Source organism: Pseudoalteromonas sp. GB56, assembly GCF_054923835.1.
Map to the genome: position 1 here is coordinate 1,057,127 of NZ_JBPCHK010000001.1, position 16,826 is coordinate 1,073,952.

General features: G+C 46.4%; 14 protein-coding genes. 12 read left to right on the top strand and 2 right to left on the bottom strand.

The features are described from left to right. Positions 1–12: 12 nt before the first annotated feature. The 7 genes from gabT (at position 13) to ACH19P_RS05045 (ending at position 9,090) form a co-directional block, all read left to right on the top strand. Entirely contained in the window at positions 13–1,293 is a 1,281-nt protein-coding gene (gene gabT, locus ACH19P_RS05015) for a 4-aminobutyrate--2-oxoglutarate transaminase (RefSeq protein WP_462157419.1), read from the top strand. A gap of 139 nt (positions 1,294–1,432) precedes the next feature. After that, positions 1,433–2,779, top strand: a complete 1,347-nt coding sequence (locus ACH19P_RS05020) for a DUF3422 family protein (RefSeq protein WP_462157420.1) — start codon at positions 1,433–1,435, stop codon at positions 2,777–2,779. A 161-nt stretch (positions 2,780–2,940) separates the two neighbouring features. Continuing rightward, positions 2,941–4,362, top strand: coding sequence for an aldehyde dehydrogenase family protein (locus ACH19P_RS05025; RefSeq protein ID WP_462157421.1), 1,422 nt, complete (start codon positions 2,941–2,943; stop codon positions 4,360–4,362). Between the two features lie 10 nt (positions 4,363–4,372). Continuing rightward, complete coding sequence (locus ACH19P_RS05030; protein WP_462157422.1) at positions 4,373–5,767, top strand: APC family permease; 1,395 nt, start codon at positions 4,373–4,375, stop codon at positions 5,765–5,767. Positions 5,768–5,868: 101 nt separating this feature from the next. Continuing rightward, positions 5,869–6,702, top strand: coding sequence for a helix-turn-helix transcriptional regulator (locus ACH19P_RS05035; protein WP_462157423.1), 834 nt, complete (start codon positions 5,869–5,871; stop codon positions 6,700–6,702). Positions 6,703–6,872: 170 nt separating this feature from the next. Beyond that, positions 6,873–8,270, top strand: a complete 1,398-nt coding sequence (locus ACH19P_RS05040) for an NAD(P)/FAD-dependent oxidoreductase (RefSeq protein WP_462157424.1) — start codon at positions 6,873–6,875, stop codon at positions 8,268–8,270. A 154-nt stretch (positions 8,271–8,424) separates the two neighbouring features. Further along, entirely contained in the window at positions 8,425–9,090 is a 666-nt protein-coding gene (locus ACH19P_RS05045; RefSeq protein WP_462157426.1) for a TorF family putative porin, read from the top strand. 100 nt (positions 9,091–9,190) lie between these two features. Here ACH19P_RS05045 and sfsA read toward each other — a convergent pair whose 3' ends face one another. After that, a complete protein-coding gene (gene sfsA, locus ACH19P_RS05050; protein WP_462157427.1) occupies positions 9,191–9,904 on the bottom strand; it encodes a DNA/RNA nuclease SfsA in 714 nt (237 codons plus the stop codon). 78 nt (positions 9,905–9,982) lie between these two features. Here sfsA and pepB point away from each other — a divergent pair, with 78 nt between their 5' ends. Then, entirely contained in the window at positions 9,983–11,278 is a 1,296-nt protein-coding gene (pepB, locus tag ACH19P_RS05055; RefSeq protein ID WP_462157428.1) for an aminopeptidase PepB, read from the top strand. 39 nt (positions 11,279–11,317) lie between these two features. Here pepB and ACH19P_RS05060 read toward each other — a convergent pair whose 3' ends face one another. Next, complete coding sequence (locus ACH19P_RS05060; RefSeq protein ID WP_462157429.1) at positions 11,318–11,554, bottom strand: hypothetical protein; 237 nt, start codon at positions 11,552–11,554, stop codon at positions 11,318–11,320. Between the two features lie 138 nt (positions 11,555–11,692). Here ACH19P_RS05060 and ACH19P_RS05065 point away from each other — a divergent pair, with 138 nt between their 5' ends. The 4 genes from ACH19P_RS05065 (at position 11,693) to ACH19P_RS05080 (ending at position 16,619) form a co-directional block, all read left to right on the top strand. After that, the gene (locus ACH19P_RS05065) at positions 11,693–13,129 is read left to right on the top strand and encodes a GGDEF domain-containing protein (protein ID WP_462157430.1); all 1,437 of its coding nucleotides are present in this window, start codon (positions 11,693–11,695) and stop codon (positions 13,127–13,129) included. 65 nt (positions 13,130–13,194) lie between these two features. After that, on the top strand, positions 13,195–13,788 hold the full coding sequence (locus ACH19P_RS05070; RefSeq protein WP_462157431.1) for a fumarylacetoacetate hydrolase family protein: 594 nt from the start codon (positions 13,195–13,197) through the stop codon (positions 13,786–13,788). 69 nt (positions 13,789–13,857) lie between these two features. Next, positions 13,858–16,002, top strand: coding sequence for an exonuclease domain-containing protein (locus ACH19P_RS05075; protein ID WP_462157432.1), 2,145 nt, complete (start codon positions 13,858–13,860; stop codon positions 16,000–16,002). Then, positions 15,999–16,619 (top strand): LysE family translocator, encoded by a 621-nt coding sequence (locus ACH19P_RS05080; RefSeq protein ID WP_462157434.1) that lies wholly within the window; start codon positions 15,999–16,001, stop codon positions 16,617–16,619. Before ACH19P_RS05075 ends, ACH19P_RS05080 begins: the two co-directional genes overlap by 4 nt. The last annotated feature ends 207 nt before the right edge of the window (positions 16,620–16,826 follow it).

Here is a 16,826-nt window from a genome sequence, read left to right on the forward strand (position 1 = left end):
GGTAGAATTGAAATGACAAACGCAAGTTTACAACAAAGAAAGACGCAAGTTATCGCGCGCGGCCAAGGCAACGTGTACCCAGTGTATGTAGAGCGTGCACAAAACGCGGAATTATGGGATGTAGAAGGCAAGCGTTACATCGACTTCGGTACAGGTATCGCAGTGTGTAACACAGGTCACAGCCACCCAAAAGTGGTTGAGGCGGTAAAAGCACAAATCGATAAGTTCAGCCACACCTGTGTGATGGTTAACCCATACGAAGTTGCGGTTGAGTTGGCTGAAAAGCTCACGCAAATCGCCCCAGGTGAGAGCGAAAAGAAAGCGATTTTTGTATCAACGGGTGCAGAAGCGGTGGAAAACTGCGTAAAGATAGCGCGTGCTTACACAGGTCGTCGCGGTGTAATTGCCTTCAATGGTGGCTTCCACGGTCGTACCAACTTAGCTATGGCGCTCACGGGTAAAATTACACCCTACAAAAACCTATTTGGCCCATTCCCTGGCGATATCTTCCACGCACCGTTCCCAACTGCGTGTCACGATATCACGGTGAAGCAGTCACTTAAGGCGCTAGAGAATCTATTCAAGGTCGATATTGCGCCAAGTGATGTTGCAGCAATTATTGTTGAGCCAGTGCAAGGTGAAGGCGGTTTCTACGCAGCGCCAAAAGAGTTCCTTGAGGCGCTTCGCAAGCTGTGTGATGAGCACGGTATCTTATTGATTGCCGATGAAATTCAAACAGGCTTTGCGCGCACCGGCAAGATGTTCTCAATGGAGCACTCAGGTGTTGAAGCTGACCTAATGACAATGGCAAAAGGCATCGCTGGTGGCTTCCCTATCGCTGCGGTTGTGGGCAAATCAGAAGTTATGGACGCGCCATTACCAGGTGGTTTAGGTGGTACTTACGGCGGTTCACCTGTGGCATGTGCTGCAGCCCTTGCGGTACTTGAAATCATCGAAGAAGAAAACCTGATTCAACGTGCAAACGAAATCGGTGCCGCTTTCAACGAGAGCCTAAGTGCCCTTAAGCGCCAACATCCAAATCTAATTTTGGATGTGCGTAACCAAGGCGCGATGATTGCTATGGAGCTCGTCAAAGAGGGCGACGCTGAGCAGCCAAACACAGAGCTTACACAAGCTATCATTGCCAATGCCGCGAAGCATGGCCTGGTGCTATTGGCATGTGGCTTCTACGGCAACGTCATTCGTTTCTTACCCGCATTGACTGCCAGCGATGAAATCGTTAGCGAAGGACTTACTCAGTTTGCCGTGTTATTTAACGAACTCGCAAACTAAACGGTTTTGCCCAGTCCGCACGCATTTTTAGATCCCCCATCTATTTGATCCTAACGCGGGCTGGGTATTTTTAAACAAGCCTCTGATAGCAAGACGTTGTTCTTGCTATTTTTTTGTCTTGAACACGGGTGAGGGTGCGATGAGCCAGCAAAATACCGCCAGTATTGAATTTAGATACGCCACACAAAAGGAGTATCATTACACGCAGGTGAATAAGCATGCACGTTTTGAATATCACTATGCGGAACTGCATGCTCGGCCATTTTCGCGATCTAAAGTGCCGTTGCGTATTTCACAATTATGCTTCTTACACGATGAACACAGTTGTGCTGCACGCGAATTAACGCATCTGGCGCGCATCTGTGAGCGCTATGGTATTAACCCACCCAAAGCAGGTGCGTCGTGCTTTTATCAGCGCTTAGGGGATTTTGAAATTCGCTATGAGCGTCATACTGAATTCAGCAGTTACAGCTTTATTTTGCATGATGTGGAGGCGCAACCTTTTGCGCACCCGCCAATCGCTTTGGTTCCTGCCGATTGGTTACAGCAGATCTCTGGCCAGGTTATTTCAGCGGTGCATATTGAAGCGCTGGCAGAGGGCGCGATTAATTTGGAGCGTGAAAACCTGCGTCAGTGCTTTGAAGGCCATCGTTTAATTGGTTCGCAGTTGCACCAAGGTGAAGCGTCTGTGTATACGGCACTGCGCCTGCACAGCGACGAGTTTAACCGTATTTTGGTGGTGAATAAGTCGCTGAATGATTGCCAAAGTGGTCGTGTTTTGCGGGCACTTTTGGAAGTGGAAGCCTATCGCAATATGACCTTGCTGGCGTTCCCTTTGGCGCAAGAAGTCAGTGCGAAAGTCAGTGATATGGAGTCGAAACTCGCTGATCTATTGAAAAGTCAGCATGATGTTCGCACCGGTGAACAAGACAAACATTTGCTCTCTCAGTTGTCACATATGGCCGGTGAAGTGGCGAGGCTTATCGCCGATTCGCGCTACCGTTTTGATGCTGCTACTGCTTATTATCAGATGGTGATAAGCCGGTTGAATGAGCTCGAAGAGCAAGAAATTAATGATTTACAAACCTTATGTGCGTTTATTGAGCGGCGTTTATCACCCGCCAATCGCACTGTGATAGCAGCCCAAAGACGTTTGGATGACCTTGCCAGTCGAGTTGACAGAGCAAGCGAGTTTTTGCGCACCCGTGTGGATATGGCTATAGAGGTGCAGAACCAAGCACTGCTAAAATCGATGGAACGACGGGCGCGTTTGCAATTTAATTTGCAGCAAACCGTAGAAGGTTTGTCGGTGGTGGTGATGACCTATTACGTATTGCAGTTAAGCGAATATGTGTTGCAAGCTGCTAACGATTTAGGAACAAGCGTTAATAAAACACTCATTATTGTGCTGTTAATGCCAATTATTTTCACCTTAACTTGGTTGTTAAATAGACGGATAAGGAAAAAGTTTAACCGTATGAAATAAAAAATAAAAAAGCGTTAAACCCATGTCAACGGAGTGCCAAAGATGTATAGGGTATCCCACATAAAGGTGTGGAGATAATACTTCCACCTCCCCCTAAGGGGGTACTTTACTTTGAGTTGCTAACTTAGTCTTAACATTCGACTAAATGGCAGGGTAAGAAAATGTATAGATATAACCAGTTCTACATTGATGGGACGTGGCAAGCGCCAAGCTGTGCCGAAACCATTGATGTGTTGAATCCAGCAAATGGTGAACTGTGCGCACAAACCGCCAGTGCACAGCACGCTGATGTGGACGCCGCTATTAGCGCCGCAAAGAACGCGTTTGTTACTTGGTCTAGGACGACTGCTACGCAGCGCAGCCAATTTATCAATGCGATTGCCGATGAGATGCAAGCACGAATTGATGAGTTGACTGATGCCATCTCTACCACCATGGGGTGCCCGCGACATTTGTCTTTGGATATCCAAGTGCAAGGTTCTATCGATGCATTTCGTCAGTTCGCTGACATGACCTCATACCTTGATGAATCACACACTGAAAACGGCATTATGCAAATTAACGCCCCTGTGGGTGTCTGTGTGCTTATCAATCCGTGGAACTACCCATTATCACAGCTTGTAGGCAAGTTAGGCCCCGCATTGGCAACCGGTTGTACCGTGGTATTAAAGCCTGCCGAGCAAACTCCATTACAAGATTTAATCCTCGCTGACATCGCCGACAAGGTCGGGTTACCTGCGGGGGTAATGAACGTTATTACCGGCGTGGGCCACAACATTGGTGAGCACTTATGTTCACACCCAGATGTGGACATGGTGTCATTCACCGGTTCCACTGGCGCCGGCATCAAAGTGGCGCAAGCAGCGTCGACAACCGTTAAACGTGTGTGCCAAGAGCTCGGTGGTAAATCACCTTATATCATTACAGAAGATGCTGATTTAGAAGCGGCTGTGCGCTACGGCGTTGAAGACGTAATGATTAACTCTGGACAAACCTGCTGTGCGTTAACGCGCATGTTGGTGCCACAGAGCAAATACGATGACGCTGTGGCGATTGCTAAAGCGGTCGCACTGGAAAACGTAGTGGGCGACCCTCGCTCAGATGAAGTGACGATGGGCCCTCTAAGTTCTCATTTGCAGCAACAACGCGTGCGTGAATACATCCAAGCGGGTATTGATGAAGGCGCTACTCTCGTGACGGGCGGATTAGACGTACCAGAGCACCTGCAACAGGGCGCGTACGTGTTGCCTACTATTTTCGCTGATGTGCGCAACGATATGAAGATTGCTCGTGAGGAAATTTTTGGTCCGGTGCTGTGCATGATCCCTTATCAGGATGAGCAGCAGGCTATCAGGATTGCCAACGACACGGTATTTGGTCTTTCTTCTGGTGTGTATGCCAAAGATCATGCATCTGCCATCGCCATCGCGCGTCAAATTCGCGCGGGCCAGTGTTATATCCAAGGTTCTTATTTCAACACGAATGCACCATTTGGTGGCTTTAAACAGTCAGGCAATGGGCGTGAGTGGGGACGTGAAGGGTTACGAGAGTTCGTAGAAGTGCAAACTTTCGTTATTGAGTGAGGAAAAAGGTATGAGTGAACAACAAATAAATATAAAAACACTCGGCATCAGAGATATCTTTCTCTATTGTGTTTCTGCCGTTTTATTACTGGATACATTAGCTGCTGGGGCAGTAATGGGACCGACCGTGATCTTTTGGTGGGTACTATTAACCATTTTGTTCTTGATCCCCTTTGGTGCGATTAGTACAGAGCTGGGCAGTGCGTATCCTGAACAAGGGGGTATCTATGCGTGGGTGAAACGTGCGTACGGGCAGCGCATGGCATCGCGTATTAGTTGGTACTACTGGGCTAACGTTGCCGTGTGGATCCCTGCAATTTTTATACTTTTTGCAGGTGTTTTTTCGCAGCTATTCTTCCCAGATATGTCATTGACCAGCCAGATAGTTCTCGGTGTTGCATTGATTTGGGTGGTGGTCATTGCCAACATCGTGGCATTGAATATTGGTAAGTGGGTACCGAATATTGGCGCCGCTATCAAACTAGCCATCTTTGCTATTCTCATTATTGGCGGTATTACTTACGGCTTAGAAAATGGCATCGCCAATGAGTTTTCTTTGGCGACGATGATCCCAAGCACTGAAAATGGTGGCCTAAGCTTGCAGTACTTACCTGCAGTAGTTTACGGCATGCTGGGTTTTGAGCTTGCCAGTGCCAGTAGCGCAGAGATGAAGAATCCGAAACGCGATTTACCTAAAGCGGTATTCTCATCAATCGCCGTCGTGGTTGTAGCTTACCTGTTGGCAACATCAGCGATTCTTGTGGCTCAACCTGCTGAAAACGTCGACGTCGTGGACGGTCTTATCGATACGCTGTCTACGTTCTTTGGTGGTTCTCCTCTGGGTGATGCTTTCGTGGTGTTCTTGGGTGTGGGTGCTTTATATACCTTCTTCTCAAATGCAGCAACATGGGCGATGGGTGCAAACCGCGCAGCGGCAGAAGCAGCAATTGATAAAGAACTGCCGCAAGCATTTGCAATTGAAACTAAGCATGGTACGCCACTGGGTGCCTCTATCTTGCTAGGTGTTGTCGCATCTGTGTTGCTTACTTTGTATGGTTTCTTGGCGGGTAATAACGAAGATCTATTCTGGTCGCTGTTTGCCTTCAGTGGTGTAATCTTCATGCTGCCTTATGTGGCGATGTGTACAGCGTTTGTAAAAATTCGCTCGCAAGATGCGCATAAAGAACGCGATGAAGAAGTCTTTCGCTTTCCTGGCAAACCGGGTTTCGTAAAAGTATGTGCATACTTGTGCGCAACCATTCTTGCTGTGACCATTACACTGTTCATTTATGTTCCGGGTGAAGGCGTGGCGTGGGAAGTACTCTGGGGTGCACTGGCTACAATCGTGATTGGTGAAATCCTGACTTTTCGCAGCTCAAAAAGTCCAGAACTAGCGCAGGCGTAATTTCTGGATTTATAGCGTGATATAAACAGCGGCTTATTATGGTCGCTGTTTATTATTTTTGTTTTAAATGTTGATTATTTTTTTTGTGGACTTGTCAATATATGAAATACGACAAATTTAGTTTAGCCTTGATTGAGCTTTCTCAAAATGTGGGGCAAGAATGCTTCTACTCCAAGCTCAAGGAGTTCTTTAAGTCTAATTTCGACTTTGACGAATTACTGGTTCTGCAACTTAATAAAATTGCCGACGCAAAACTGTGTTACCGCTATGGCGTGGATGGCATTAAGAATCGTCTGCAAGGTGAAGATGCATGGAAATACCTTACACGTTTGTACGTGCTTGACCCTTATTATCGGGTGTTCGCAGATAAAGAGCGTTTCGGATTTTTCGCTTTGGAAGATATCGCACCGGACGAATTTGCCAATATTTATAACAGTTATTTCAACTTCTTAAAGCTCAGTGATGAGGTTGGTTATCTCTTCCCTATTGATGACGATAACTGCTTACATATTGATTTATCTCGCTTTGGTAATGAGCGCGTGTTTTCTGAAGAAGACAAAGAAATCTTCAGGCAGCTCTACGAGCCACTTAAATTACTGTGCGGTCAACATCTGGAATTAATGGGCAAATGCGCTGACAAAGACGAGCAAAGTCAGTCCAACGTGGAAGATGTGTTGGTGAATTTCGGTAAAGAAATTCTCACTAATAAAGAGTACCAGGTGTGTCAGTTGTTGCTGCAAGGCCACTCCACTAAGGCCATCGGCACCATCATGGAAATTAGCTACGAAACGGTTAAGATGCACAAGAAAAACATCTACGGTAAAACCTTTTTGTCGAGCCAGTCTGAGTTACTCGCTTTATTCATCGATATTTTGCAGCAAGATACCCTAACCCAAGGGGTGGATCACTTAGCAAAATATGTTGAACAACAATAACTAAAAAATTTTATTTTGTTGCTACCTGTTAGGGGGTATCGAAAAAATCTAGTAAAGCTAATTTAGTACCATACTTTAGGTGTGAGTTATAACCCGATGAATGTGTCTTTTATTCTAGGGTTTTATAGCGGTGCTTTATTCACACCAATACTTTATACGGAGTTGGTACTATGCAAGATAAAGCAAAGCTAGCATTAGAAAATACGAAGTTCTTCCCTTTCTGGCTTGATAACCCGGCGCGTCCTCGCCCAGAAAACAAGCTTGAATTTCATATCAAAACTGATCTGCTCATCGTTGGCAGTGGTTTCACCGGGTTATGGACAGCCATTCAAGCAAAGGAACAAAATCCACAACGTGAGGTGGTGGTGATTGAGGCGAACACGGCTGCGATTGGCGCATCGGGACGCCCAGGCGCGATTCTTTCAACCTCGCTTATGCACGGCATGGAAAACTCAAACCGACTATTCGAAAAAGAAATGGATGAGTTAGAGCGCCTTGGCAAAGAGAACATGGATCAATTCCGTGCCACCATCGAAAAATACAACATTGACTGTGATGTAGAGTGGACGGGCGAATTAACAGTTGCTGTGGGTAAGCACGGTATTTCAGACATCAAAACAGAGCACGAGCTGTATGTTAAATTCGGCCATGATGCGCATTTGCTTAGCAAAGAAGAAGTTAATAAAGAAATCAACTCGCCAATGTTTGAAGGCGGGCTTTGGTCTAAAAAGCGCTCTGGGACTATTCACCCAGCAAAATTAGCGTGGGGTTTGAAGCGTGTGGCTAAAGAGTTGGGGGTTATTTTCTATGAAAATACGCCAATGATTAAGAGCACCAGCAAGGGCCAGCGCGTACTCGTGAAAACGCCGCAGGGCAGTGTGTTGGCTAACAAGGTTATTCTTGCAACCAATGCGTTCACTAAGCACAACCGAAAAATCAGTAAAAAGGTTGCGGCTATTCGGGATCGTATCGTGATGACAGAGCCGTTGACTCAAGCGCAGCTTGATGAGCTTGGGTGGCATAACCGCCAAGGTATTTACGATACACGTACGCAATTGAATTACATGCGTCTTACCAAGGACAACCGTGTGTTATTCGGTGGCCGATTAGGTTACTTCTTCGATAACAACACCGACCCTGAGCATGATAAAACACCTGAGCCTTACTTACGTTTGGTTCAGTCTATGTACAAAACCCTGCCAGCACTTCGCGATGTGAAAATTTCCCATGCCTGGAGTGGCCCAATTGCACTGACTACACGCATGGCCGTGCATTATCAGACATATCATGGTGGCAAGATGATTTATGCCGGTGGTTACTCTGGTTTTGGTGTGACGGCGAGCCGCTTCGCAGCACGCGTGGCTCTGGCGATCGTAGACAATGTGGATATTCCTGAACGCCATCTTGATTTTGCCCGAACCACACCAGCTTGGATCCCGCCTGAACCTTTCCGTTGGTTGGGTGCGATGATCACCATGTATGCATTGGATACGTGTGATGAGAAGCGTGGTTGGCGTGTGCCTTGGTTGCGCATGGTCGACAAGATTGGTTTCCCGCTTAAACCGTAAATATCTTAACGGGCGGCACATTTTTGTGGCGCACTGTGCACCCAACTCCTAAAATGCAGTGTAATCGCGATACCCCCCCTGTTTAGGGGTATCCCCCCGAGCGAGGGCACATTATGTTAGTGAGCGATAACAAAGATAATAACAGGGTAAATATATGAAACTAAAAACTCTCGCAGTCGCACTCGTATTAGCAAGTGCAGCACCTATGGTTAATGCGCAAATCAGCGTAACGGGTACATTAACATCAGACTATGTATTCCGTGGTGTAAGTCAAACAGATAGCTCACCAGCAATTCAAGCAAGCGTAGATTACGAGCACGATAACGGCTTCTTCGCGGGTGCATGGGCGTCGAATGTCGATTTTGACGATGACGCTAATGCTGAAATCGATTATTACGTGGGGTACTACGGTGAATTGTCAGACGCACTCGCGTACGACGCATCGTATACTTACTACACCTACTTAGGTTACGGCAGTGACGAAGATTATGATTATGGCGAGCTGATCTTAAATGCTTACTACAATGCCTTTACCTTCACCTATGGTTACGCTAACGATTATGCAAACTTGGGTGATGCGGCGCACTACCTAAGCGCAGCGTATGAGTTTGCATTACCAGAAGATTATGCGCTAACCATCCAATCAGGTTACACCTTCGGCGATGCTTACGATGATTACGAGTACATCGATTACAGCGCGACCCTAGCAAAAACATTCAATGGTTTTGACCTATCAGCAGCCATCATCAATACCGATATCGACGATGCTGACGATAACTCAGATTTTCGCTTTGTGTTAAGTGTGTCTCGTACCTTCTAACGAGCACTTTAGATGAGGCAAAACATTCGCTCTGTGCGCACTCAGAGCGAATGCGCCATCCTCACCATGTTCTCCCTTATTCGGCCATCTCAAATTGCGTTTAAGAGGCGTGAATAAATTCCAGTGCATGGGTGAGGGTGACTCCCTGTTCATTCACTTTGGCTTTATACGCCAAGACTTCCACACCCGCTTGCACGGCTTCGCTAAGTAATTGCGCATATTTGGGGTCAATGTGATCCGCCGCAGCCACATTTTCTATGCCCGTATGCAACACCGCAAACAACAGCACAGCACGATGTCCTAGCGCCTTCATTGCCATGAGTTCCCGCAAGTGTTTTTGCCCGCGCAGGGTTTGTGCATCAGGAAAATACCCTCGCCCGTTTTCTTCTAGCAAGGTCACTGACTTCACTTCGATGTAGCAATTAGCTTTGTTGGAATCTTGGAGCAGTATATCAATGCGGCTGTTTTCGTCGCCGTACTTCACCTCGCTCAACAGCGTGTCATAGCCCGCTAATTCGCTTATCACCCCTTGTTCAATGGCTTCTATGGCGACTTTGTTGGCAAGCGCGGTGTTAACGCAGATAAGATCTCCTGCGGTGTTACTGGAAAGCTCCAATGAGTGTGGGTATTTACGTTTAGCGTTATCACTGGTGGAGTAATAGGCTATGACGCCCGGATCGGCACAGCCCGTCATTTTGCCTGTGTTGGCGCAGTGCACAGTAAATTCATGGCCATCGGGGTGGCGTAAATCCACCAAGAAACGCTTGTAACGTTTGAGTAAGGTGGCACGTTGAAGGGGCGGTGAAAATAACATTAATCGTACTTCGCTTTAGAACTGCATGTCCCTAGTGTAAACTGCTGGTAATTGTAATCACAGTCCAAGAGGACCCACATGAGTCAACAATTTTTAGTACAACTAAGCGAACAAGCCGCACCTGCACATTGGGGTGAAACGGCATCAGTTTCTTTCAATGAGAGTGGTGCAACAGTGCACCTGAGTGAAACAGACACCTTGAAAAATGTGCAAAAGGCCGGCCGTGCCATTGCCAATCAAGGTGTAAAAGCAGTCACACTTGTAGGAGATACGTGGTGCACTGAGAGCCAGTGGGCTTTCTATCAAGGTTTTGTAAGCCCGAAAGTACTAGATGGCGTTGAGTTTGTTGAAAACGCACAAAGCGACATGAAAGAACTGGCGGCATTAAAGCAATCAGCCATTTGGATGCGTCAGATGATCAACGGCACTGCTGAAGACATCTTCCCAGAGAGCCTAGCTGAAAAGGCTGGTGAGTTCATTCAATCACTCGCACCAGAGCACGTTAGCTATCAAATCATTAAAGGTGAAGCACTAAAAGAGCAACAGTGGATTGGTATTTACGAAGTGGGTCGTGGTAGTGAGCGTCCACCGGTACTACTAGAGCTTGATTTCAACCCCACAGGTGATGAGAACGCGCCAGTAGCATCTGCACTAGTAGGTAAGGGAATTACCTTCGATTCAGGCGGCTATTCAATTAAGCCAAGCGAAGGCATGTTAACGATGAAATGTGACATGGGTGGTGCGGCAACCGTAACCGCAGGCCTGGCTCTGGCAATTAACCGTGGCTTAGATAAGCGTGTGAAGATGTACTTGTGCTGTGCAGAAAACCTCATCTCGGGTCATGCTTACAAGCTGGGTGACATTCTTACTTACAAAAACGGCACGACTGTTGAAATCGTTAACACCGATGCGGAAGGTCGCTTAGTGCTTGCAGACGGTTTAATGGCTGCGAGTGAGTCAGGTGCGAAAACAATAATCAATGCAGCAACGTTAACGGGTGCAGCCCTTGTCGCTGTTGGCCAAGAATACAACGCGTTATTCGGTCTTGATAAAGAAATGGTACGTGACGTTGAAAGCTTCGCCAACGATGAATTTGAAGGTGCATGGCCACTGCCACTTGAGAAGTTCCACCAAAATAACTGTCCGTCACCTTATGCTGATACAGCAAACAGTCGCCCACAAAAAGGCGGTGGCTTTGGTGGCGCGTCGAATGCAGCAGGCTTCCTATCTCGCTTTGTACGCGATGAAGGTCAAGGTTGGGTGCACATGGACTTGGCCGCAGCATTCCAAAACACGCCAACGAGCATGTGGTCTGCGGGTGCAACAACGCAAGGTATGCGCACAGTCGCACGTACATTGCAGGAAAAGTCGTAATTAGCGACGCATTGAATGAGGTAGCGCGAAGGTGCTGCCTCATTTAAATTTTGTTTCTTTCCCTTCGTTTTGCATTAATAAAATCGTCAGATAAATTTTGGTCGGTAACGACATAATTAGACCGAGCGCAATACACATAGCCCCAATCATAAAACTGTGCACACCAAAGTAGTTGCGAAAAGAATCCACTACCAACATCGAATGCCCCGCAATGATCAACAATATGCCACAAACGATAACGAGTTTGAGTAGGGTGAGTGTGGAAGGTAATCGCATAATTTCCTCCAAAGAGCTGACTCTAGTATCTAATCACGGTTTTTTTCAATCGCTGTTGATCTAGCTCATTAATGCAACTTTTTTCCGATTTTGAAAACATAGGTTATACTGAGCGAAAATAAGAACAGGAGCCTAACTTTGCGTTTAATTAAACCGGCTCAATTATTATCGCTATCAACAAAAGCGTCACTTCTTGAACAAGTAAGCATCGCAGCACAACTGCTGGTGTATGCTTTGCTGTACGTGGGATTCGCGAAATTTGGTATGGCCTACATGGCGACTCAGCCCACCAATATCACACTTATTTGGCTCAGTGTTGGTGTCGCCATTGTGATGTTTGTACGTTATGGATTATGGGCAGCTCCTTTTGTTTTTAGCGCCAGTTTTGTAGCCAATTACCCGGGTATGGCCCAACAGCAGTACGTGCTGGGTATTGCACACACTGCAATAGCTGCGGGGATCGATGTGTTGGGTCCTTGGGTTATTTCGACACTGATAAATCGCCACCTGAAACATGGCTTGAGATATATCGGTGACCTTATAAACCTCATCCTAAGAGCGTGTTTAATACCTATACTAATCACGGCGATTGCCTTGACCACCAACTTAATTGTGGGTGGTTACATAGGTCTGGATAGCTTTTTAATTTACGTCAACAAGCTCGTGCTTTCGGACATGCTTGGAGCCGTGCTGGTGTATGCGGTTTTTGATGCTTATCGACACAACGAAAATGATACGAAAACAGACCAAGTGAGTGCAGCGTTGGTGGCATTAAGTGCTTCGTTGCTTATGATGGTCGTGGCCAAGTTTTGGTTGGCAGGCGTCATTTTTTTAATCATTCCTGTGTTTATCGTCTTGGCATTCATGTGTGTGAGTCGATATGTGTATGTCGTTTTAACTATCGCTAACGCTGCCTTAATCATTATCTTCAGTAACGACTTCGGACCATTTAGTCAGCCTATAGAGCTGCAGTCGCAAATCATGTTGCAGGCGTTTATTTTCACCTTGAGCTTGTTGACGATTGGCGTATGTGTAGTTAAAGCTCAGCTAACTTATATCAATGATTCTCGCCAGTATTGGCGAGAGTTAGCGCGTTTTGATGACCTCACGGGTCTGTTACAACGAAATGCTTTTATGGAGATTTTAAGTAAGCGCTTACAAACAAGTGAATTTGAAAATGTAAAAAGCTGTATTGTCATTGCCGATTTGGATTTGTTCAAAGGTATCAATGACCAGTTTGGCCATGAGGCGGGTGATGCCGTTTTAGCGGCTGTTGCAGATAGCTTTAGAGGGCAACTCAGAGACCATGACTTAGCCGCTCGTTTTGGTGGTGAAGAGTTTGTGTTACTGCTCAGTGGAGTTGGATTAGATCAGGGCCGAAGAATCGCGGAGCGAATTCGGGTCGCAGTGAGCGCGCTTAATTTTGCTCAATACCCCGAGTTACATGTAACCATCAGTATGGGGGTGGCGGCTGTCGATTATGATCTAAATGAACCTTTTAAAGAGGCATTTAGCCAAGCAGATGGACTTTTATATGACGCCAAACGCGAAGGCCGAAATCGCATTGTCTCATAACCTGCTTGCAGCGAGAGATTGAGCGCAATACACTGATTAAAATGAATTAATTTAAGTCAGATTGAATGTCTTTGTTCCCTAAAAAAATCACCTGTATCGGTCGCAATTATGCCGAGCATATTCAAGAGCTGGGCAATGCTATGCCCGATGAAATGGTGATCTTCAATAAGCCACCTTCATGTATTAGCGATACGCTCTTGTCTTCACATCAAGGAGAAGTTTTGCACTATGAAGGCGAATTGTGTTTTATCGTCCACAAAAATCGTCCCACGGCCGTAGCGTTTGCCTTGGATTTGACCAAAAGGGGCATGCAAAGCAAGTTAAAAGAAAAAGGCTTGCCCTGGGAAAGGGCTAAGAGCTTTGATGGTGCGATTGTTGCCAGTGACTTTGTTGCAATTGAACAGAAGGATATCGGGAGTCTCAGCCTTAAGCTATTGATCGATGGTGAACTCATCCAGCATGGCACGACTACACATATGCTTTACCCTGTGCAGGTGGCTATCGATGAATTGGCGCAGTGGCAACAATTGCAAGACGGTGACTGGTTGTTGTCGGGTACGCCAAAGGGGGTTGGCGAGGTTAAGTCGGGACAAGTGTTTGAAGGTCAGGTTTTGCTAAACGATACTGTGATCGTGTCGGCAAAATGGCAGGCACAATAAAGGTCAATATTTACTGTATAAATAAACAGTGTTAAGCTCATTGTCTGTTTTACCTATCAGTGTGTATGCATGGATAAAAAGGTCCTACCGCCACGCTACTATTTGGCGCATTTCAAAGAATTTATAAGCTACCATCAACAGTATGCTTGGCACCTTTGCGATGATGCCGAGCGTAATTACATTAATCAATTTCTTGGATTGCCTGAGCATGCCCAATGCGTGCTCGTGCGCATGTACAACCGCAAGTCTGATTTCGTTGAACAAAGTAGTTTGAACTATGAAGAAATCAACGACGTGCCTTTGGCCCTAGCTCTGCTCAAACGCAAGCAATGGGTGCGCCATATCCAAGAACATGAATTTGCCGATTGGTTGGTCGCTTTAACCAAGATTGAAATGGTGAATCTGTGTAAAGAATTGGCACTGCCAGGTATTGCTATGTCGGCTAAAAAGCCACTCTGGCTGGCATACTGTAAACAAACGCTGAGCTACGCTCATGTGCGCCATTGCCAGTTGTTTTTGAGCTACCTAGTACACAGCTACAATGACGTATTACAGTACTTACTTTTTCTATTTTTCGGTCAAATTAATGGTTCTATGACGCAATTTTCGTTGCGTGATTTAGGCGTAAGACGCACCTCTAAAAATGATTTAGCGGCCCGATTTAATGCAATAGAACATGCTAAAAGTGCCTACTTTTATGGTCGCTTGCGCCGCAGTGCAAAAGAGTTTGACAAGGGGCATCATTTATTAGCACTTGCACAACGAGGCAAAGATGCAGGCGACGCACAAGGCCCTTTAGCGCTTCGTTACAGCCATGAATTAGACTATGTGCTAGGTAAAAAGTTATTAGCGCTGGGCGATGAATACGTAAACCAAGCGCTCACCTTGTTGGCACGCAGCGAACATCCCAACGCCGTCGAATTACTCGTCCGGCACCGCTTCAAATTGGGCGATAAAGACTGGGTGCGAGCCAAGCTTGAAGCTATCATCGAAGACCCAAGTTGTGAGCAGGTACTGTTTTTTGCAGAGGATTTTTACGCCCTGAAGTTCGCCGGTAAACGAACCAGCGTACTAACTGATTTACTGCGTGACAGCGAGCCGCTATCAATCGATGAAGCCTATACCAACAGCGTTGAGGGTGGCGTGATTGATCTATACAAGCAACGCCAAATTCGCGCGGTGCATTATGAGAACGAGCTATGGCTCAGCTTGTTTGCGTTGTGCTTTTGGGCTGAACTATATGAAAGTACCGAGGGCGGTGTGTGCACTGAGTTCGACGTATTTCCAACCAGCCTCAGAGAGGGGCGATTTTATGCCATATTCCAAACCAATGTGGACGCATTATTTTCGCGGTGTGACACGCCATCAAAACTAATTCACCACCTGACAGCGAATGCGACCCGTCACTACAATGAACCTAATGCATTTATTCGCTGGCACGATGGCTTACTTGAACCATTAATTATGCTGATTGAGCATGCGCCGCTGAAGGCGGTTTATGCTCAGTTAGAGACGATGGCGAAAGATTTTTTTAATGCCAAAGATGGCTATCCAGATCTAATGGTTCTTGAGGGAGAACAACTTCGCTTTGAGGAAATTAAGGCCCCAGGGGATAGCTTGCGACGTAATCAGCTCATTGCGATAAGACAATTACAACGCGCCGGTTTTGAGGTGCGAGTGCAAAGCGTCCAATGGCAAGTAAATCCGGAACAGGCCTACGTGGTGGTCGATATTGAAACCACTGGTGGTCAAAAAAATACGCATCGAGTCACTGAAATAGCGGCGGTGAAAGTTGTGAATGGCAAAGAAGTCGCGCGTTGGCACTCTTTGATTAATCCGCAGCGTCATATTCCGCGCTATATCACTGAACTCACGGGGATTGATAATACGATGGTGGCGCAAGCGCCTGTATTCGAACAGCAAGCTCAGTCTTTGTGGCAATTTTTGCAAGGCGCTATTTTTGTCGCTCATAATGTTAATTTTGACTATGGCTTTTTGCGTGCAGAATTTGCGCGCACTGATCGCACGTTAAGTTTACCCAAGCTATGTACAGTGAGATTGGCTCGCAAGTATTTGCCAGGCCATGAGTCTTACTCGTTAGGGAAGTTGTGCGCAGCCCTAGATATTGACTTGCAAGGCCATCACCGTGCTATGAATGATACGCTTGCCACTGTACACTTATTTGAATTAATTCAACAACAAAGGCAGGCATGATGGAGTTTACAAATTGGCTCGCGCTCGTGGGAATTTGCTTTATGGGAGCCATGTCTCCAGGGCCCAGTGTGGCTGTCGTACTTAAACACAGTTTACATTCGGGCCGCGCAGGAGGGATAACCTGTGCGGTGAGCCACGGCTTTGGTGTCGGTTTATACGCGTTATTAGCCATACTCGGATTGGGTAGCTTACAGCAACAGTTGCCTCTGGTGTTTAATGTATTGATCTACGCTGGAGCGGCCTATTTGTTATATTTGGCCTACGGCAGCTGGCGCAGTAGTGCCTCGAAATTGGATATAGAAGAAGCGGGCAGCAGTCGTCGTGGGGCGATTCTCGATGGCTTCGCCATTGCATTTTTGAACCCTAAGTTGGCTATTTTCTTCGTGGCTCTGTTTTCTCAATTCATTCCTGCGGGTGATATGCCTTTGCAGCAACAAGTGGTCATGGTGGCGACTCCCACAGTGATAGATACCTTGTGGTATGTATTTGTGGCACTCATGTGCAGTCACCGTAAGTTTTATCCTTGGTTGGTCAGTAACCAACTCTTTATTAATAAGTTGCTTGCAGTGGCATTTGTCATTCTTGCGTCGACGGTAATTATCAGACAGCTGACTTGAGTCATATAAATCCGTCGAAATAACGCCATATAAGGCCGTTTGTATGCTTCACTTGACGGCCTTTTTGCTGCTTATTGCCCCTTTGAACCGCGGCTTGTTTTTGTTACTAAAAAGTATCTGTTTCGAGAATAGGCAATTTTCAGCAGATACACTTATAGTTATATATCGGATGGTATTGATGCTGAGACGATGTACTACACCTTTAGG